Origin of the sequence: Streptomyces sp. NPDC057445 (genome assembly GCF_042802855.1) — a bacterium.
In the GTDB taxonomy this organism is placed as follows: Bacteria; Actinomycetota; Actinomycetes; order Streptomycetales; family Streptomycetaceae; genus Streptomyces.
This window is the reverse complement of record NZ_JBHVDH010000023.1, coordinates 38,586-59,692: the sequence shown is the minus strand read 5'-3', so window position 1 is coordinate 59,692 and position 21,107 is coordinate 38,586. Positions and strand designations below refer to the sequence as shown.

Genomic DNA, 21,107 nt, shown 5'->3' with positions numbered 1-21,107 from the left:
CCGGCCATGGCGCATCCCCAACCCCTAAGTCGACCCCTATACCGAATATGCCGAGCGGGTGGAACGCCGTTATGGAATGCTCCGCTCCGCGAAGGCGATAGCGTGCACCGCTGGTGTCGTGCTCGTGACGCGCAAATGACATGTGGCTGGTGTGCGTTAAGCGTGACAGGCGGGGTTGACCGCAACTCTGAGGCTGCGTACGCTGCCCGACATTTAATGGCGGTCCCGCCAAGTGCTGATGACGTCGGCATAAACGATCAGTCGCGGGAGGCCTGTTTCGCACTGCCCGGCCGCGATGCCGCGGAGCGGATCGCGACGGTGCGCGTCCTGGCCGTGCTCACCGGCCATGAGGGCGGCGAGCTTTCCGGCACGGTCGGCAGTGAGGCGATGCCGCCTGCCGCTACGGCGGGCAGGCCGCCCGGCCTGTCCGCGACGGGGGCCCCTCGCGCCGGGAGCCGCCGACGCGTCGGCCCCGGTCTCCTTCCCTTCGAAGGACCGGGGCCGAGGGATCTCTCGGGTCGGGCTGTGGTTCCGTTGCCGCCAAGTGGCCGGCTCTCAGGGGTCGGTAGGGGTTCTCGACAGCGCTCGTACGCGAACACGATGGCCGCCGACCCGGGGAGGCCGGCCGTGAGCGTGAACGAGACGACATGCGGTCAGCTCGCGCTCGGGGCCAGTTGTGAAATGCTCGCCCAGATCCGTCCGGGTGTGGCGAACGTTTCCAGGCTGAGCAGGTCGTCGAGGAACCGTATGTCGTACTCCGACTCCAGGTCGCAGATCAGCTCCACAGTCGCCAGGGAATCCAGACCGTAATCGCGAAGCGGAGTGTCCTCGGTAATCGTGTCGGCCGGGGAGACAAACGGAAGGTATTTGCGCAGAATTGCGTCGAACTTCGCGTCGAGCATGGCGACTCCGATTCTGTGGCGGGGCTGCTCTTCGCGATGCAAGACCATTGCCTGACATCTCTGCAACCCCTAGTCGCCCCTTACCCGATGGAGATCGCAATGGTCGACGTGGTCGACTCCGCGCTGACGTCACGCTTCCTGCGGGGGCTGGCCACCGCCCCCACGAACACGGCGCTCCGGGTCGGTGCCCGGTCCGTGAGCTACGCCGAGCTGCACGAGCTGGCCCTGAACTGGGCGGGGGCCCTGCACGCCGGTCCGGCCGGGCCCCCGCGCGCGGTCGGTGTGCTGACCGGAAAGAGCGTCGAGGGCTACGCCGGCATCCTTGCCGCGTTGTACGCCGGGGCCACGGTCGTCCCGCTGCACGCGGGGTTCCCGTTGGCGCGTACCCGGCGGATGCTCGAGATGGCCCGGGTCGACGCCGTGATCGCCGACGAGCAGGGGCTCGTTGTGCTCGCCGAACCGGCCCTCGCGGGAACGGAGTTGCCGACGCTCGCCCCAGAGGTGGCCGATGACGGTGCGCCGACCAGGATCCCGACGGCCGGGCACCGGCTCGACGCCCCGGTCCGGGTGCGCGACCGCGACACGGCGTACGTGCTGTTCACCTCGGGGTCGACCGGGCGGCCCAAAGGAGTGCCGATCACCCACGGCATGGCACGGCACTACTTCATGCTCGCCGACCGCCGCTACGACTTCACCTCCGACGACGTGTTCTCCCAGACCTTCGACCTGAACTTCGACTGTGCGATGTTCGACATGTTCTGCGCCTGGGGCGCCGGAGCGAGTGTCCACCCCGTTCCGGCACAGGCGTACCGCGACCTGGCGGGGTTCTTCGCCGAGCGGAACATGACGGTGTGGTTCTCGGCCCCGAGCGCGATCACACTCGCCCGGCGCATGGGGGGACTGGCCCCTGGCGGGATGCCGACGCTGCGCTGGAGCCTGTTCGCCGGCGAGGCGTTGCGGGCCTCCGACGTCGTCGACTGGCACGCCGCCGCGGGTTCGTCGACCGTGGAGAACATCTACGGCCCGACCGAGCTCACCCTGACCATCACCGGCCATCGCTGGTCACCGGAGGACTCGCCGGGGCTGTGCGTGAACGGGCTGGTGCCGGTCGGCACCGTGCACGAGGGACACCGGCACCTGCTGCTCACCCCGGACGGAGACCTGTCGGACCACGAGGGCGAACTGTGCGTCACCGGGCCGCAGATGACCCCCGGCTATCTCGATCCGGCGGACGACGCCGGACGGTTCCTCGAGCACGAAGGGCGGACCTGGTACCGGACCGGCGACCGGGTGCGCAGGCTGGGCAACGACGAGCTGATCTACCTCGGCCGGTGGGATTCCCAGGTCCAGGTCAACGGCTGGCGGGTGGAACTCGCCGAGATCGAGTTCGCGCTGGCCGGATGTCCCGAGGTGCGGGACGCGGTGGCGGTCGCCAGAACCGTGGACGACGGCACCGAGCTCGCGGTCTTCTACACCGGCGAACCCGTTCCCGCGGCCCGGCTGGCGAAACAGCTCGCAGAGATCCTGCCCAAAGGGATGATGCCGCGGCAGTACACGCACCTGACGGAATTCCCGCTGAATTCCAACCGGAAAATCGACCGGATCCGTCTGGCCGGCGAGGCGGCCGACCGGCCCGGCGGCATGCGGTCGAACTGAGGTCACATAGGGGTCGTTAGGGGCTCTTGCCCGTCACATCGCCGCGCATTGTGGGCCGGGAAAAGCAGGCGGAAACAGATCGCGGAGGACCTCGTGACGTCGGCACACACGCTCGGAGCGCTGCCCGGATCCGAGCAGATGCGAGTCCTGGTCGAGATGGTGCGCGAGCACCTGATGTCCGCGCTTCGCGAGGCCGGTACGGAGCCGCCCGCGACGGTCGACCCCGACCGCCCGTTCCGTGAGCTCGGCGTGGACTCGCTGGCACTGGTCAGGCTGCAGCAGCTGCTGAACGCCGCGACCGGCCTGGCACTGCCGCCCACGGTCGGTTTCGACTTCCCGACCGCGGCGGAGCTGGCCGCCCACCTGCGCGCCGAACTGCTCGGTTCCGCCGACGCGGCGCAGGAGCCGCCCGCCCCGGTGCCAGCCGCCGACGACGAGCCGATCGCGGTGGTGGGCATCGGATGCCGTTTCCCCGGCGGGGTGGCCTCGCCCGAGCAGCTGTGGCAGCTGGTCGCCGGGGGCAGTCATGTCGTCGACGAGTTCCCGGCGGACCGGGGCTGGGAGCTCGACACGCTGTACGACCCGGAACCCGGAAAGCCCGGTTCCACGTACGTGCGCCACGGTGGCTTCCTCGAGGGCGCCGGGGACTTCGACGCCGGCTTCTTCGGGATCAGCCCGCGCGAAGCCCTGGCCATGGAACCCCAGCAGCGCCAGATCCTGGAGACCACCTGGGAGGCACTCGAGCATGCCGGGATCAAGCCGGACTCCCTGCGCGGGAGCCGGTCCGGTGTGTTCATCGGCGCCGACCCGCAGGACTACGGCATGCCGCTGCACGAGGCGCCGGACGGGATCGACGGCTACTTGATGACCGGCAACGCGCCGAGCGTGCTGTCCGGCCGGGTCGCCTATGTACTGGGCACCGAAGGGCCGTCGCTGAGCGTGGACACGGCCTGCTCCAGCGCGCTGGTGGCGCTGCACCTCGCGGTGCAGTCGCTGCGGCGCGGCGAGTGCTCACTGGCCCTGACCGGCGCCGCGTCCGTGGTGGTCAATCCCGGGGTGTTCACCTCGTTCAGCCGCCAGCGCGGACTGGCACCGGACGGGATATGCCGTCCCTTCGCCGCGTCTGCCGCCGGCACGGCATGGGCCGAGGGCGTCGCGGTGTTCGTGCTCACCAGGCTCTCAGAGGCGCAGCGGCTGGGGCACCCGGTCCTGGCGGTCATCCGGAGTACGGCCGTCAACTCCGACGGTGCGAGCAACGGCCTCACCGCTCCCAACGGCCTCGCGCAGCAACGGGTCATCAGGCAGGCACTGGCCGAGGCAGGACTGACCGCCGCCGATGTGGACGCGGTCGAGGCGCACGGCACCGCTACCGTCCTCGGCGACCCGATCGAGGCCCACGCGCTGATCGCCACGTACGGCAAGGGGCATTCCGCCGACTCGCCGCTGTGGCTCGGCTCGATCAAGTCGAACATCGGGCACAGCCAGGCCGCGGCGGGCGGCGCGGGCCTGATCAAGATGATCATGGCCATGCGTCACGGCGTGCTGCCGCGGACCCTGCACGTCGACGAGCCCACGCCCCATGTGGACTGGTCCGCCGGAACCGTACGGCTGCTCACCGAACCCATGGCCTGGGAGGCGGGCGGACGAGCGCGCCGAGCCGGTGTCTCGGCCTTCGGCGTCAGCGGTACCAACGCCCATGTGATCGTGGAGGAGGCCCCGCCGGCGCGGCCGGCTCCCGAGCCGAAGCCCCGACCGGAAGTGCCGCTGCCGGTCGTTGTGTCGGCACGGTCCGGACAGGCCCTGCGGGCACAGGCACAGCGCCTGCTGGAGTTCGTCCGCACGGAGCCGCGGCCACAACTGGCCGATGTCGGCTACTCGCTGGCCACCGGCCGGACCTCCATGGCACACCGTGCCGTGCTGCTGGCGTCGGACCACGAGGATCTCGACGCGGGCCTTCGGGCGCTCGCGGCCGGTGAGCCGCACCGGAACCTGACGACCGGTCAAGTCTCTTACGGGGGCCTGGCGTTCCTGTTCACCGGGCAGGGCTCCCAGCGGCTGGGGATGGGCAGACAGCTGTACCAGGAGTACCCGGTGTTCGCCGAAGCGCTGGACGACGCCATCGGCTACCTCGATCTTCAGCTCGACCACTCGCTCTGGGACGTGCTGTTCGCCGATGAGGGCTCCGCGGCCGCGGAGCTGCTCGATCTGACGGTGTACGCCCAGCCCGCGTTGTTCGCGGTGGAGACCGCGCTGTTCCGCCTGGTGGAGTCCTGGGGCCTGCGTCCGGACTTCGTCGCAGGGCACTCGCTCGGCGAGCTCACGGCGGCACACGTCGCCGGGGTGCTCAGCCTGGCGGACGCTGCCGTGCTGGTGGGCGCCCGTGGCCGATTGATGCAGGAACTGCCGCGTACGGGCGCGATGGTGGCGGTGGAGGCGCCGGAGGAGGAGATCGCCGCACTGCTGCCGGGTGCGCCCGGGGTGGCCATCGCCGCCGTCAACGGCCCCACCGCCGTGGTGATCTCGGGCGACGAGGCCCAGACGCTGCGGGTCGCGGCCGCGCTGGCGGCACGGGGCCACCGGACCAAGCGGCTGCGGGTCAGCCATGCCTTCCACTCGGCGCTGATGGAGCCGATGCTGACCGAGTTCCGCCGGATCGCGCAGGTCATGTCGTACGAGGCGCCGAGCATTCCGCTCGTGTCGAACGTCACCGGTGCTCTGGTGGGCAGTGATCGGTTGTGTTCTCCGGAGTACTGGGTCGAGCACGTCCGGCGCCCGGTGCGGTTCGCCGACGGTGTCGCCTTTCTCGAGGCGGCGGGCGTGAGCACGTTCGTCGAGCTCGGCCCCGACCCTGTGCTCTCGGCCACGGGCCGGGAGTGCGTGGGCGAGGAGAGCGACTGCGCGTTCGTGCCGGCGATGCGCCGTGACCACGACGAGAGCACCGAAGTGCTCTCAGCCATGGCCTCGGCGCACGCACGGGGTGCGCGGGTGGCCCTGGGCGCCTGTTTCACGGACGCGCGGCGGATCGAGCTGCCGACCTACGCCTTCCAGCGGCAGCGGTACTGGCTGACCGCGCCGAGGTCGTCGGGCGACGCCTCCCGCATCGGACAGCTGCCCGCCGGTCACCCGCTGATCGGTGCGGTGCTGCCCCTGGCGGCCGGAGACGGCGTGGTCCTGACGGGGCGGCTCTCTCCGCGCTCGCAGTCGTGGCTCGCGGACCACCGGATCGCGGGCGCGACCCTGCTCCCGGGCACGGCATTCGTGGAACTGGCCGTGTTCGCCGCCGACCAGGTGGGCTGCGGCGCGGTCGACGTACTCGACCTCGAAGCACCGCTGGTACTGCCGGACGACTGCCCGATGGCGCTGCAGGTGGTGGTCGGCGAGGCCGATGCGGACGGGCGGCGGCCCGTGGAGTTCTACGCGCGCCGGGAGGACGGCCCCGCGGACGGCGACTGGACCCGCCATGCCGGCGGTGTGCTCGCGCAGGCCCGGACAGCGCCAGGGGCGGGGACGGCGCAGTGGCCGCCGACGGACGCGGAACCGGTCGACATCACCGGGTTCTACGAGAGCCTCACGGCTGAGGGATACGGCTACGGGCCGGCGTTCCAGGGCCTGAGGGCGCTGTGGCGCCGGGACGGGGAGGCGTTCGCCGAGGTGGCGCTGCCGGCGACAGAGGACGCAGCCGGGTACGGTCTGCATCCCGCACTGCTGGACGCGTCGCTGCACGCACTGAACCACGCGCTGCCAGGGTCAGACGGCGAGGTGACCCTGCCGTTCAGCTGGGGCGGGGTGTCGCTGCACTCCACCGGTGCGGCCTTGGTCAGGGTTCACATCGCGGCGACCGGGCCGGACACGGTACGCGTGGAGCTGGCCGACGCCGCGGGTGCGCCGGTGGCGTCCGTGGACTCGCTCGTGGTGCGCTCGGTCGGAACCGATCAGCTTGCCGGGACCGGCACGAAGGGCGCGTTGCTGCGGATCGACTGGACCGAACTGCCGCCCGACGCACATGCGGAGAGCGGCCCCTGGGCGATTCTCGGGCCTGATCCGTTCGACCTGGGCGGGGCACTGGGTGGAGCATCGGGCGGCGCACGGTATGTGGCAGGGCCGGACGAGGCCCCGGACGCAAGACTGTTCCTGGCATCCTTCGGGGCCACCGCGGGCGAACCCCTCGGCGCGGTTCGCGAAACGGTGGCACGGACGCTGCGGCTGGTACAGGACTTCCTGGCCGAAGAGACCTCGGCCGACGCCCGGCTGGTCGTGGTGACCAGGAACGCCGTACCCGCCTTGTGGGAGGAGGCTCCGGACGACTCAGCACTGGCGGTCGCCCCGGTGTGGGGGCTGCTGCGCGCCGCGCAGGCCGAGAACCCGGGACGGCTGGTGCTGCTGGACGTGGACGCGGCGGCGGGAGCGGAACCGGCATCGGCGCTGCCCGCCGCGGTTGCCGCCGGAGAGCCGGAACTGGCCCTCCGGGACGGGCGGCTGCTGGCCCCCCGTCTGGTCCGGACGTCGCACGGCAACGACGAGGAGGGCGCCTCCTGGTCCGCCGACGGCACGGTGCTGATCACCGGTGGCACGGGCGGACTCGGGGCACTGGTGGCACGCCACCTGGTCGTGGAGCACGGTGCCCGGCGCCTGGTGCTGGTCAGCCGGCGCGGGATCGAGACGCCCGGCGCGGCGGCACTACGCGAGGAGCTGACCGAACTCGGCGCCGAGGTCACGGTGGCTGCCTGCGATGTGGCGGATCGTGACGCGGTGGCCGCCGTGCTGGCCGGGATCCCGCGGGAGCATCCGCTGACCGCTGTGGTGCACGCGGCAGGTGTGGTCGACGACGGCACCTTCGGTGACCTGACGCCGGAGCGCATCGACACGGTGCTTGCGCCCAAGGCCGACGGGGCATGGCATCTGCACGAGCTGACCCGCCACATCCCGCTGCGCGTCTTTGTGCTGTTCTCGTCGGCGGCAGGATTCCTGGACGGGTCGGGCCAAGGCAACTACGCAGCGGCCAACACCTTCCTCGACGCGCTGGCGTGGCAGCGGCGGCTGGCCGGGCTGCCCGGCACCTCGATCGGATGGGGTCTGTGGCCGCGCGAGCACGGCATGGGCGCAGGCCTGTCCGACATGGCAGCGCACCGGGTGACGCGTCTTGGCCTGCGAGAACTCTCCGTTGCAGAGAATCTGGCCATGCTGGACGCCTCGCTGCGCAGTGGCGAGGCTTTCACCGCGCCGCTGTGGTTCGACACACAGGGCCTGCGCAGCCGCCCGGGCGGAGTGCCGCCACTGCTGCGCACTCTGGTCCGGGTGCCGACCCGGCGGGTGGCGGGCGCAAGCAGCGCCGCGACCGAGGACTCCTCCCTGGTGCACCGCCTCCGTGAGTTGCCGGATGCGGAGCGACCGGCCTTCCTGCTCGACCTGGTCCGTGGGCAGGTCGCCTCGGTGCTCGGGCATTCCGGCGCGGACGCGATCGAGGCGAAGCGGGCGTTCAACGAGATCGGGTTCGACTCGCTGGCGGCCGTGGAACTGCGCAACGCGCTGAACGCCGTCTCGGGCCTGCGCCTGTCCGCGACCCTCGTATTCGACTATCCGACGCCGCTGGCGCTGGCGAAACACCTCGGCGACAAGCTCCTTGACGTGCGGGACAAGCAGGCCACCGGCGGACCGGCGGCGACGGCCGTGACCGCGGCCTCCGGCGAACCGATCGCGATCATCGGCATGGCCTGCCGCTACCCCGGTGATGTGTCGTCGCCCGAGGACCTGTGGCGGCTGGTCTCGCGGGGGCAGGACGCGATCGCCGAGTTCCCCGGTGACCGTGGCTGGGACATCGCCGCACTGTACGACCCCGAGCCGGGCAAGCGGGGCAGGACCTCCACCAAGGAGGGCGGATTCCTTTACGACGCAGCCCAGTTCGACCCGGACTTCTTCGGTATCAGCCCGCGCGAGGCCGTGGCCATGGACCCGCAGCAGCGGCTGATGCTGGAAACCTCCTGGGAGGTGTTCGAGCGGGCCGGGATCGATCCCCGGTCCGTGCACGGTTCGCGGACCGGCGTGTTCACCGGCGTGATGTATCACGACTGGGCGACCAGGCCGGGCGAGGTGCCGGAGGAGTACGAGGGATATCTGGGCAACGGCGGGCACACGGCCGTGGTCTCCGGCCGAGTGGCCTACACCCTCGGCCTGGAGGGCCCGGCGGTCACGGTGGACACCGCGTGCTCGTCATCCCTGGTGGCACTGCATTTCGCGGTGCAGGCACTGCGCAACGGGGAATGCTCGCTGGCGCTGGCGGGCGGTGTCACGGTGATGTCCACGGCGGACACCTTCGTGGACATGAACCGGCAGGGCGGCCTGTCCAAGGACGGCCGGTGCAAGTCCTTCGCCGCCACGGCCGATGGAACCGGCTGGGGCGAGGGCGCCGGTGTGTTGTTGGTGGAGCGGTTGTCGGATGCGCGGCGTCTTGGGCATCCGGTGCTGGCGGTGGTGGCGGGTTCTGCGGTGAATCAGGACGGTGCCTCGAACGGGTTGACGGCGCCGAACGGTCCTGCGCAGGTGCGGGTGATCGAGCAGGCGTTGGTGTCTGCGGGGTTGTCTGCGGTTGATGTGGATGCGGTCGAGGGTCATGGGACGGGCACGGTTCTGGGTGATCCGATTGAGGCGCAGGCGTTGTTGGCGGCGTATGGGCAGGGGAGGGCTGAGGGTCGTCCGTTGTGGTTGGGTTCGGTGAAGTCGAATCTGGGGCATACGCAGGCGGCTGCGGGTGTGGCCGGGGTCATCAAGATGGTGCAGGGGATGCGGCATGGGGTGTTGCCGAGGACGCTGCATGTGGATGAGCCGTCGGGTCAGGTGGATTGGTCGGCTGGTGCGGTTGAGCTTCTGACGGAGGCGCGGGAGTGGCCGCGGGACGGGGATCGTCCGCGGCGGGCGGGTGTGTCGTCGTTCGGGATCAGTGGGACGAATGCGCATGTGATTCTCGAGGAGCCTGGGGCGGTCGAGGCGGCGGAGGATGTCCCGTTCGTTGCTGAGGGTGGGCCGGTGGCGTGGGTGTTGTCGGGGAGGTCGCCGGGGGCGTTGGTGGGGCAGGCGGAGCGGCTCGGGTCGTGTGTGGCTGAGTGTCCGGCGTTGCGGCCGGTGGATGTGGCGTGGTCTTTGGCGGGGCGGTCCGGGTTTGAGCATCGGGCTGTGGTGGTGGGTGCGGATCGTGCGCAGCTTCTGGACGGTCTGGCATCGGTGGTGCGCGGCGAGACGGCGACTGCGGCGGCCGGTGTGGGTGGGAAGTTGGCGTTGTTGTTTACGGGGCAGGGGTCTCAGCGGTTGGGGATGGGCCGGGGTATGTATGAATCATTCCCGGTGTTTGCTGAGGCGTTCGATGCTGTGGTGGGGGAGTTGGAGGGGTCTCTGCCGGGGTCGTTGCGTGGGGTGTTGTGGGGCGAGGATGCCGGGTTGGTGGAGGGGACGGGGTGGGCTCAGCCAGGGTTGTTCGCGGTTGAGGTGGCCTTGTTCCGGCTGCTGGAGTCTGCTGGTGTGCGGCCGGACTTTGTGGCGGGGCATTCGGTGGGGGAGCTGGCGGCTGCTCATGTGGCGGGGGTACTGAGTCTGGCGGATGCGGCCAGGCTGGTGGCCGCGCGCGGACTGTTGATGCAGGGCCTTCCTTCGGGTGGGGTGATGGTTGCGGTCCAGGCGTCCGAGGCGGAGGTTGCCCCCCTGTTGGGTGAGGGTGTGCAGATCGCGGCGGTGAACGGTCCGTCGTCGGTGGTGCTCTCGGGCATCGAGGATGCGGTGCTTGCGGTGGTGGCGGGGTTCGAGGCGTTGGGGCGCCGGACCCGCCGGCTCGCGGTGTCGCATGCGTTCCATTCGGGGTTGATGGATCCGATGCTCGAGGAGTTCGCGACGGTGGCGGGCGAGGTCTCGTTCCATCGTGCGGGGATTCCGTTGGTGTCGGCGCTGACCGGGCGGCTTGCGGGTGAGGAGGTACTCGCCCCGCAGTACTGGGTGCGTCACGCTCGGGAATCGGTGCGGTTCGCCGATGCGGTGAGCACTCTGGCGGGTTTGGGCGTTTCGCGGTTTGTGGAGGTGGGTCCGGATGCGGTGCTGACGGCCATGGCCCAGGACTGCCTGGCCGACACCGACGAGGCGCTGCTGGTTCCTACCTTGCGCCGGGACCGGGACGAGCCCCACGCACTGCTCACCGCTCTGGGTGACCTGCACACCCACGGTACCGACATCGACTGGAAAGCCACACTCACCGGCCGCGGCGCCCGCCGTGTCGACCTGCCCACCTACCCCTTCCAACGCCAACGCTACTGGCTGTCGCCGACCCGGACTGCCGGTGATGTCGGCTCGGCCGGGCTGGACGCCGTCGAACACCCCATGCTCAGCGCCGCCGTGACAACAGCCGACGCGGACCGTGTCATCCTGACCGGCCGACTGTCGCCCGGCCGGCAGGAATGGCTCGCCGACCACGAGATCCTCGGCAGCCTGCTGCTGCCGGGCACCGGTTTCGTGGAGCTGGCCGTCCGGGCCGGCGACCAGGTCGGCTGCGGACGTGTGGACGAGTTGACCCATCAGGCGCCGCTGATCCTGCCCGCCACCGGCACGGTGAGCGTCCAGGTCGTGGTGGGCGCGCCGGACGAGACCGGCGTACGTCCCCTGACCGTCCACTCGCGGCCGGACGACGCCGATGCCGTATGGACTCTGCACGCCACCGGCGCGGTGGCCCCCACCGTGACGGAACCTTCCTTCGATCTCACCGAGTGGCCGCCGCCCGGCGCGACTCCGCTGCCGGTCGACGGTTTCTACGAGGGTCTGCGCGAGCGCGGCTACGGCTACGGACCGGTCTTCCGGGCGCTGCGCAAGGCATGGCGGAACGGCGATCACGTGTACGCCGAGGTCGCCCTGCCCGAAGGCGGCGACGGGGCGGCGTACGGACTCCACCCCGCGCTGCTGGACGCCGCCATGCACGCGGACCAACTCGGTGAACACGGAGCGGTGGACGGGGACACGCTGCTGCCGTTCGCCTGGTCCGGCGTGACCCTGCACGCCACAGGCGCCACCACCTTGCGGGTGCACCTGGAGCGTTTGCGTGGCGACGAGGTGTGCGCCATGCGGCTGGCCGACCCGGAGGGCAAGCCGGTGGCCACTGTGGAGCGGATGTCCGTGCGTCCGGTGTCCGCCGCCCAGCTCGACCGGGGCCACAGGCCCGACGACCTGCTCCGGCTGCAGTGGACACCGGTTCCGGTGCCGCAGGACGCGACCACCACCGCCGCCGTGGTGATCGGCGATCTGCCGGGAACCCGGCTCGCGCAGTACCCGGACCTGGCCACGGTGGACGCCGTACCGCCCGTGGTCCTCTGGTCCGTCGGGCCCGTCGAGGGCGACCCGGTCACGGGAGGCCGCGAGGTCACCCGGGAGGTGCTGTCCGCGGTGCAGTCCTGGCTGGCGGACGAACGGTTCGCCGACAGCAGGCTGGTGTTCGTGACACGCGGCGCCGTCGCCACGGCCGTCGGTGAGGCGGTCGAGCCGGCCCAGGCGCCGGTGTGGGGCCTGGTGCGGGCGGCGCAGGCCGAGAACGTGGGTCGGTTCGCGCTGATCGACATCGACGGCGCGGCGGAATCCTGCGCTGTGCTCGGGCAGTTGGCCGGGCTCGTGGAACCGGAACTGGCGGTGCGGTCCGGCGCGGTGACGGTGCCACGCCTGGCAGCCATGCCCGTACCCGTGAGGCGCGAGTCGCCGTGGAATCCCCTCGGCACCGTGCTGATCACCGGCGGCACGGGCGGACTTGGTGCGCTGGTCGCCCGGCACCTGGTCACCGAGCACGGTGTCGGTCACCTGCTGCTGCTCAGCCGCCGTGGTCCGCAGGCGCCCGGTGCGACCGCCTTGCGTGACGAGCTTGTCGAGCTCGGCGCGGAGGTGACCGTCGTGGCCTGCGACGCCGCCGACCGGTCGCAACTGGCGGCCGTGCTGGACGGCATGCCGGACGAGCACCCCCTGACCGCCGTCGTGCACGCGGCGGGCATCGCCGACAGCGGCCTGGTCGCCGATCTGACGCCCGAGCGGGTCGACGCGGTACTCGCGCCGAAGGCGGACGCGGGCTGGCATTTGCACGAACTCACCCTCGGCAGGGAACTCGAAGCGTTCGTGATGTTCTCCTCGGCCGGTGGTCTGGTACTCGCCGCCGGGCAGGGCAACTACGCCGCGGCCAACGTCTTCCTCGACAGCCTTGCCGCACACCGCGCTGCGGCGGGACTGCCCGCCACATCGGTGGCTTTCGGCCTCTGGGACACCAGTGACCCCGCGGCGCCGGATCCCGCCCTGGAGGCCGACGCGGCGCATGTGCGGCGGCTGGGCCTTCCCGCACTGCGGCCTGCCGACGCTCTGGCGATGCTCGACGCGGCCGTCCGATCCGGTGAGCCGTTCGCGGCAGCGTTGAAGATCGACCGTACGGTGGTACGGGCCAGGGGCGATGTCCCGGCGCTGCTGCGCGGACTGGTCCGCGGCGCCCGGCGCAGCGCACAGTCCGCCGCCGGCACCGGCCGCTCCGCGTTTGCCCGGCAGGTGGCCGGGCTGCCCGAGGCCGAGCGGCTGCGCGTCGTCTCGGACCTGGTACGTGCCCGGGCCGCCACCGTGCTCGGCCACGCCGACGGCGACGACGTGCGTGCCGACCGGCCGTTCTCCGACCTCGGGTTCGACTCGCTGGCGGCGGTGGAGCTGCGCAACTCGCTGAACACGGCCACGGGTCTGCGGCTGCCCGCGACGCTGGTCTTCGACCACCCGAACGCCCAGGCGGTCGCCGAGTTCATCGTGTCCAAGCTGTCCGGCGCCGCACCCGCGACCACCCGGACCACGGTCTCGCCCAGGGACGGCGCCGCGGCCGACGAGCCGATCGCCGTCGTGGGTGTCCACTGCCGGTTCCCCGGCGGCGTGAACTCGGCCGAGGACCTCTGGCGGCTGCTCGCGGACGGCCGCGACGCGATCACCGACTTCCCGGTCGACCGAGGCTGGGACACCGACGGCGTTTTCGACCCGACGCCGGGCGCACCAGGAAAGACCTATGTGCGCCGCGGTGGATTCCTGCACGACGCGGGCGAGTTCGATCCCGAGTTCTTCGGGATCATGCCGCGCGAGGCACTGGCGATGGACCCGCAGCAGCGGCTGCTTCTCCAGGGCGCCTGGGAGACCTTCGAGCGGGCGGGGATCGACCCCACCTCGATGCGCGGCAGCCGGACCGGCGTCTACGTCGGCGTGATGTACACCGAGTACGGGGTACGGGTGCAGCAGTACGTGCCCGAGGAGATCGCCGCGTACCTCTCCGGCGGCAGCGGCGCCAGCATCGCCTCCGGTCGCGTCGCCTACACCCTGGGGCTCGAGGGCCCGGCGGTCACGATCGACACGGCGTGCTCGTCGTCGTTGGTGACGCTGCACATCGCCTGCCAGGCGCTGCGGCAGGGTGAGGTCGGTATGGCCCTGGCGGGCGGAGTGACCGTGCTGCCGACGCCGGACGTGTTCGTGGACTTCAGCCGCCAACGCGGTCTGGCGGCCGACGGCCGGTGCAAGGCCTACGCCAAGGGCGCGGACGGCACGGGCTGGTCGGAGGGCATCGGCCTGTTGCTGGTGGAGCGCCTCTCCGACGCCCGCCGCAACGGACATCCGGTGCTTGCCGTGATCCGCGGCTCCGCGGTCAACCAGGACGGTGCATCCAACGGCCTCACCGCCCCCAACGGCCCGTCCCAGCAGCGGGTGATCGAGGCCGCGCTGCTCGCCGCCGGGCTGTCGCCCCAGGACATCGACCTGGTCGAGGGCCATGGCACGGGGACCGCGCTCGGCGACCCGATCGAGGCGCAGGCGCTGCTCGCCACCTACGGCCAGGGCAGGCCGGAGGGCGATCCGGTATGGCTGGGCTCGGTCAAGTCCAACCTCGGACACACCCAGGCCGCGGCCGGGGTCGCCGGGGTGATCAAGCTGGTGCAGGCCATGCGCCACGGTGTGATGCCGAAGACCCTGCACGTGGATGAACCGTCGGACCAGGTCGCCTGGTCGGCGGGGGCGGTGGAGCTGTTGACGGAGGCCCGGGAGTGGCGTGCGGACGGCCGCCCGCGGCGGGCCGCGGTGTCCTCCTTCGGACTCAGCGGCACCAACGCCCACCTGATCGTGGAGGAAGCGCCTGCGGAGGGCAGTGAAGGGCAGGGCGGTGGGCGTCCCGAAGGCGCCGTACCGGGCACCGACGCCGACGACGTGGTTCCCTGGGTGTTCTCCGCGCAGACCGGGGCGGCGCTGCGGGCCATGGCCGGGCGGCTGTCCGCGCGGGTGGCGGACACCGACGCCGCGCCGGCCGACATCGGCTGGTCGCTGGCGTCCGGGCGGGCCGCCATGGAACACCGGGCCGTGGTGCTCGGCGGTGACAGGGCTCAACTGCTCTCGGGGCTGGATGCCGTCGCCACCGGGACACAGTCGCCCTCGGTGGTGACCGGTACGGTCGGCCGGGGCGGCCGGCTGGCGGTGCTGTTCACCGGCCAGGGCGCGCAGCGGCTCGGCATGGGCCGTGAACTGCACGCCGCGTACCCGGCGTTCGCCGCGGCGTTCGACGCTGTGGTGGACCATCTCGACGAACACCTGGACCGGCCGCTGCGGGACGTGCTGTGGGGCGAGGACGAGGACCTGGTCAACCGGACCGGGTACGCGCAGCCCGGCCTGTTCGCCGTCGAGGTGGCCCTGTTCCGGCTGGTCGAATCGTGGGGCGTGCGCCCGGAGTTCGTCGCCGGTCACTCGATCGGCGAACTGGCGGCCGCGCACGTGGCCGGGGTACTCACCCTGGCCGATGCCGCGAGACTGGCCGCCGCCCGTGGCGCACTGATGCAGGCCCTGCCCGTCGGTGGCGCCATGGCGGCGGTGCGGGCAGAAGCGGCCGAGGTACGCGAGGCACTGGTGGACGGACTGAGCATCGCCGCGGTCAACGGCCCACGCTCGGTGGTGGTTTCCGGTCCCGAGGACGCCGTGGCACGGCTGGTCGACCAGTTCGCGGCACGGGGTCGCAAAGCCACTCGCCTGAGGGTCAGTCACGCCTTCCACTCCGCGCTGATGGAGCCGATGCTCGACAGGTTCAGGGAAGTGGCGTCGGAACTGACGTTCAACGCCCCGCGGTTGTCGGTGGTGTCCAACGTGACGGGGCACCTGGCCGACGCCGAACTGCTCTGCTCGCCCGACTACTGGGTCGAGCACGTGCGGCGGACGGTGGCCTTTGCCGACGGCATCGGCGACCTCCTCGCCCGTGGCGTGACCGCGTTCCTCGAACTGGGTCCCGATGCCGCACTCACCCCCATGGTCGACGAGATGGCCGACGCGGGTCATGTCGTGGTGCCCGCGCTGCGCCGAGACCGCTCCGAGAGCGGACAACTGCTGACCGCGCTTGCCCAGCTCCATGTCACGGGCTTCCCGGTGAGCTGGGCGGAGAGCTTCGCCGGCACCGGCGCGCAGCGGGTCGACCTGCCCACGTACCCCTTCGAGAAGCGGCACTTCTGGCTCTCGCCCCCGGCGGGGTCGGCGGGGCAGCGGCCCGCCGACGCGAGCGGGCACGGCCAGCGCAACGCCGCCCACCCGCTGCTGTCCGCGGTGATGCCCTCACCCGAGGGCGGTGGCGTGGTGCTCACCGGCCGCATTTCGATGCAGACCGCTGCCCAGGCGTGGCTGGCCGATCACAACGTCATGGGCATGGGTCTGCTGCCCGGCACCGGATTCGTCGAACTGGCCCTGCGGGCGGCCGAGGAGGTCGGCTGCGACACCGTCGAGGAGCTGGTGATCCAGCAGCTGATGCCGCTGCCCGACCAGGGCGGCGCCGCCGTCCAGGTGGTCGTCGGTGAGGCGGACGAGTCCGGCCGGCGCCCGTTCGCGATCTACTCGCGGTTCGACGAGGCGCCCGACACGGTGCCCTGGACCCGTCATGTCACCGGCTCGCTGACGGCCGGGAACCGGCCCGCCGAGAGCCGGGAGGTCTTCGCCCCCGGTGTCGGGCAGTGGCCGCCCGCCGACGCGCGGCCGGTGGACATCGAGGGTGTCTACGACTACCTGACCGCCAAGGGCTACCACTTCGGCCCGATGTTCCGGGGCCTGCGCGCGGTGTGGCTGCGGGACAGGGACCTGTTCGTCGAGGTCGCGCTCCCGGACCACGCCGAGCCGGCCGCACGGGACTACCGGCTGCACCCTTCGCTCCTGGACGCCGCCATGTCGGCCACCGACTTCCTGGGCGGCCGCAAGCCGCAGGACATCGGCGCGGGTCAGCTGCCGTTCTTGTGGACCGGTGTGAGACTGCACTCGGCGGGCGGCCGGAGCAGGCTGCGGGTGCGGATCAACTGGATCGGCTCCGACGAGAAGGACGGTTCGGAAGCGGTCCGCATCGACCTCGCCGACACCGACGGCAACCCGGTCGCCTCCGTGGAGTCGCTGGTGGTGCGGCCGGTCACCGCGGACAGGCTGGTCGCCGCCGGCGCGGCACAGACCGGCGCCCGGCACCTGGAGTCGATGTTCCGGGTCGTCTGGAGCCAGCTGCCCCTCGGCGACGCGGCCGATGCCGCGACGGGCCGGTGGGCCGTGCTCGGCCACGACGGCTTCGGCATCGGCGGCGCGGACGTCCCGGTGTACGCGGGTCTCGGCGCGCTCAAGGCCGAGATCGACGCGGGCACGGCCGCCCCTGAGGTGATCTTCCTGCCGGTGGAACCGGGCGACGACGACGTGCCGGACGCGGTCCGCGCCGGACTGCGGACCGTGCTCGACACGGTGCAGTCCTTCCTGGCCGACGAACGGTTCGCGGCGAGCAGGCTCGCCGTCCTCACATGGTTCGCAGCGGACGGAGACGGCACGCACGTGGACGTCACCGTCGCACCGGTCTGGGGCCTGGTCCGTGCCGCGCAGGCGGAGAACCCCGGCCGGATCATGCTCGTCGACCTGGACAGCCAGGACTCCTCGATCCGCACACTGACCGCGGCCGCCGCCCTGACCGTCCCCGAGGTGTCGGTGGCCGGCAACCAGGTGCGGGTGCCACGGCTGGCGCACGTTCCCGCACCGCCGGAACCCGCTGGGCGGCCCTGGCGACCGGACGGCACCGTGCTGATCACGGGTGGCACGGGTGGTCTGGGCGCGCTGCTCGCCCGGCATCTGGTCGTCGAGCACGAGGTCCGCCACCTGTTGCTGGTCAGCAGGAGCGGTCCGGCCGCCCCGGGTGCCGTCGAACTCAGGGCGGAGCTCACCGGCCTGGGCGCGGAGGTCACCGTGGCCGCCTGTGACGTCGCCGACCGGGAGGCGCTGGCCGGGCTGCTGGGGTTCGTACCCGCGGAACACCCCCTCACCGGGGTGATCCACGCGGCCGGGGTCCTGGACGACGCGCCGGTCGCGTCGATGACGCCCCGGCAACTGGAGAAGGTGCTCGGGCCGAAGGTGGACGCGGCCTGGGCGCTGCACGAGCTGACCGAGGACCTCGGGCTCGACGCGTTCGTCCTGTTCTCCTCGGTCGCCGGGCTGTTCGACCCGCTCGGCCAGGGCAACTACGCCGCGGCCAACGCCTTCCTCGACGCCCTGGCCAGGCACCGGCGCCACCAGGGCCTGCCCGCCACCTCACTGGTGTGGAACCTGTGGGCGGGCGAGAGCGGCATGGCGGAGGTCACCGATCCCGCCGTGGTGCGCCGTCTGGCAGCCCGCGGAACGCCGGTGCTCACCACCGCAGAAGGGCTCGCCCTGTTCGACCGGGCCTTGGGCCTCGACGAGCCCGTGCTGGTGCCGCTGCGGACGGACCCCGGCGGTACGGAGATCCCGGACATGCTGCGCGACGTGGTGCGTACCCCCGCGCGCGGGTCCGACTTCGCCACCTCTGCCACCACGCCCGGTGGCACACCGACGAGAGCCCCCGACCCCGGGGACGAAGCAGGCCTGGTGCGGCAGTTGACGGCTCTGTCCGCAGAAGGACGGGAGCGGCTGCTGGCCGACCTGGTCCGCACGCATGTGGCCGGGGTCCGCCACGACGACGCGGGCACGGTCGACATGGAAAGGGGCTTCACCGAGCTGGGTCTCGACTCGCTCGCCGCCATCGAGCTGCGCAACCGGCTCGGCGCGGCCACAGGCCTGCGGCTGCCCGCCACCATGATGTTCGACCACCCGACCCCCGCGGAAGTGGTCACGCTGCTGCTCGAAGAGATGGGCGCCGTACTTCCCGAAGCAGGGGTGGTCGCGGAGTCCGCTCCGGCGCCGGACACCGGGGAACCCGACGACGCCGAGGTCCGGCGCAGGCTGGCCGCGATCCCGGTCGCCGCCCTGCGCTCGGCCGGACTGCTGGACGCGCTGCTGCGACTGGAGACGCCGGACGCCGGCACGCCCTCGGCCGGCACCGGGGACCGCAGCGAGGAGATCAGGAACATGGATGTCGACGACCTGGTCGCCGCCGCCCTCGCCGGTGCCGAAGCGAACGAGGAGCAGCGCTGATGGCGACGACCGGCACCGAGAAGATCGTCGCCGCGCTGCGGGCTTCCGTGCTGGAGAACGACCGGCTCAAGCAGGAGAACGCCCGGCTGCTGCGCGCGGAGACCGAGCCGGTTGCCGTCATCGGCATGGCCTGCCGCTACCCCGGCGGCGCCGACTCTCCCGAGGCGTTCTGGGGGCTGCTCGCAGAAGGGCGTGACGCGGTCACGTCCTTCCCCACCGACCGGGGCTGGGACGTTGAGGGGCTGTACGACCCGGAACCCGGCAAGCCGGGCAGGACCGTCACACTCGAGGGCGCGTTCCTGCACGAGGCAGCCGATTTCGACGCGGACCTGTTCGGCATGTCCCCGCGCGAGGCCCGCGACATCGACCCCCAGCAGCGGGTGGTGCTGGAGACGGCATGGGAAGCACTGGAGAACGCCCGGATCGACCCGCTGTCCCTCAGGGCCACCCCGACCGGCGTGTACTGCGGCGTCATGTACCACGACTACGACGGAGCCGACGGCGGGGGCAGTCTGACCAGCGGCCGGATCTCCTACACCCTGGGCCTGCAGGGGCCGGCCGTCTCCGTCGACACCGCGTGCTCCTCCTCGTTGGTCGCCCTGCACATGGCCATGCAGGCGCTGCGCTCCGGTGAGTGCACGCTCGCGCTGGCCGGTGGCGTGACCGTGATGTCCACGCCGGAGACCTTCGTGTACTTCAGCTCCCAGCGCGGACTGGCCCCGGACGGCCGGTGCAAGTCGTTCGCCGCCGCCGCGGACGGCACCGGATGGGGCGAGGGCTCGGGACTCCTCGTTCTGGAGCGGCTCTCGGACGCCGAACGCAACGGCCGGCGGATCCTGGCCGTCGTACGCGGCGCCGCCGTCAACTCCGACGGGGCATCGAGCGGCATCACCGTCCCCAACGGGCCGGCGCAGCGGCGGGTGATCCAGCAGGCCCTGCGGCAGGCGGGGCTGCGCCCCGACGAAGTCGACGCGGTGGACGCGCACGGCACAGGCACCCGGCTCGGTGATCCGATCGAGGCGCAGGCACTCCTGTCGGCCTACGGCCGTGCCATGCCCGCGGACCGGCCCCTGTGGCTGGGGTCGGTGAAGTCCAACATCGGGCACACGCAGGCCGCCGCGGGCGTGGCGTCGATCATGAAGATGGTGCTGGCCATGCGGCACGGCGTACTGCCCCGGACGCTCCATGTGGATGCGCCGACCCCACAGGTGGACTGGTCGGCCGGGGGCGTGGAGCTGCTGACCGGGCCCAGGCCGTGGCCGGACACCGGACGGCCGCGGCGTGCGGCGGTGTCCTCGTTCGGGATCAGCGGCACCAACGCGCATGTGATCCTGGAGCAGGCGCCCGTGGAACCCGATTCCGGCAATCCGGCCACCGACTGACAGCAGGTCAGTGATGCAGGCACATACGAAGCAGGCGCTGGAAGACAAGCCGCTCGAAGACAAGCACCCCGAAGAGGAGCCGCTCGCGGAGAAGTTGCCCGGAGACACGTCGCCGGAGGACGAGCGACCGGACGAGCGACCTGACAAGAGGCGACGGGACGACATGCCGCTCGGCGGCAAGCCGCTGGAGCCCGCACACCTGCGGCACGTCCTCGGTCACTTCTGCACCGGGATCACCGTCATCACCGCGATGGAGAACGGGCAGCCGCCGGTCGGTTTCGCCTGCCAGTCGTTCGTGTCACTGTCCCTCGAACCGCCCCTGGTGTCCTTCTCCGTCTCCCGCCTGTCCCGGTCCTGGCGGGGCATCCGGCGCGCGGGCCGCTTCTGCGTCAACATCCTCCATGCCGAGCAGGAGCCGCTGTGCCGCAGGTTCGCGGCCACCGGTGCCGACAGGTTCGCCGGCGTGGAGTGGTGGCCCAGCCCGGTCACCGGATCACCCCGGCTCGCGGGCGCGCTCGCATGGGTCGACTGCACGATCGAGACGGTGTATCCCGGCGGCGACCACAGGATCGCCGTCGGCCGGGTCCGGGACCTGGACATCGCCGACGGCGAGGCCGAACCCCTGCTGTTCTTTCTGGCCGGTTTCCGCCGAACGGCCCCACCCACCCCTAGCGCGTCAGCGCCCACCCCCTGAAGCCGTCGGCCGACCCCCTCAGTGCGC

General features: G+C 71.8%; 4 protein-coding genes and 1 pseudogene. 4 read left to right on the top strand and 1 reads right to left on the bottom strand.

Going from position 1 to position 21,107, the window contains the following annotated elements; all coding sequences use genetic code 11:
- Positions 1-653: 653 nt before the first annotated feature.
- Positions 654-902 (bottom strand): phosphopantetheine-binding protein, encoded by a 249-nt coding sequence (locus tag ACFU5O_RS31630; RefSeq protein ID WP_384245654.1) that lies wholly within the window; start codon positions 900-902, stop codon positions 654-656.
- An 87-nt stretch (positions 903-989) separates the two neighbouring features.
- On the opposite strand from ACFU5O_RS31630, the gene ACFU5O_RS31625 reads away from it, so the two are divergent.
- From ACFU5O_RS31625 to ACFU5O_RS31610, 4 genes and pseudogenes are all read left to right on the top strand, one after another.
- A complete protein-coding gene (locus tag ACFU5O_RS31625) occupies positions 990-2,558 on the top strand; it encodes an AMP-binding protein (RefSeq protein ID WP_384245652.1) in 1,569 nt (522 codons plus the stop codon).
- Between the two features lie 138 nt (positions 2,559-2,696).
- Positions 2,697-19,004 carry a type I polyketide synthase gene (locus ACFU5O_RS31620; protein WP_384245732.1) on the top strand — a complete coding sequence of 5,436 codons (16,308 nt, stop codon included), beginning with the start codon at positions 2,697-2,699 and terminating at the stop codon, positions 19,002-19,004.
- Positions 19,004-20,368 (top strand): annotated as a pseudogene (locus ACFU5O_RS31615) (type I polyketide synthase); the annotation flags it as partial. The gene ACFU5O_RS31620 and the pseudogene ACFU5O_RS31615, both read left to right, overlap by 1 nt.
- Positions 20,369-20,399: 31 nt before the next feature.
- The gene (locus tag ACFU5O_RS31610; RefSeq protein ID WP_384245651.1) at positions 20,400-21,080 is read left to right on the top strand and encodes a flavin reductase family protein; all 681 of its coding nucleotides are present in this window, start codon (positions 20,400-20,402) and stop codon (positions 21,078-21,080) included.
- Positions 21,081-21,107 lie beyond the last annotated feature (27 nt).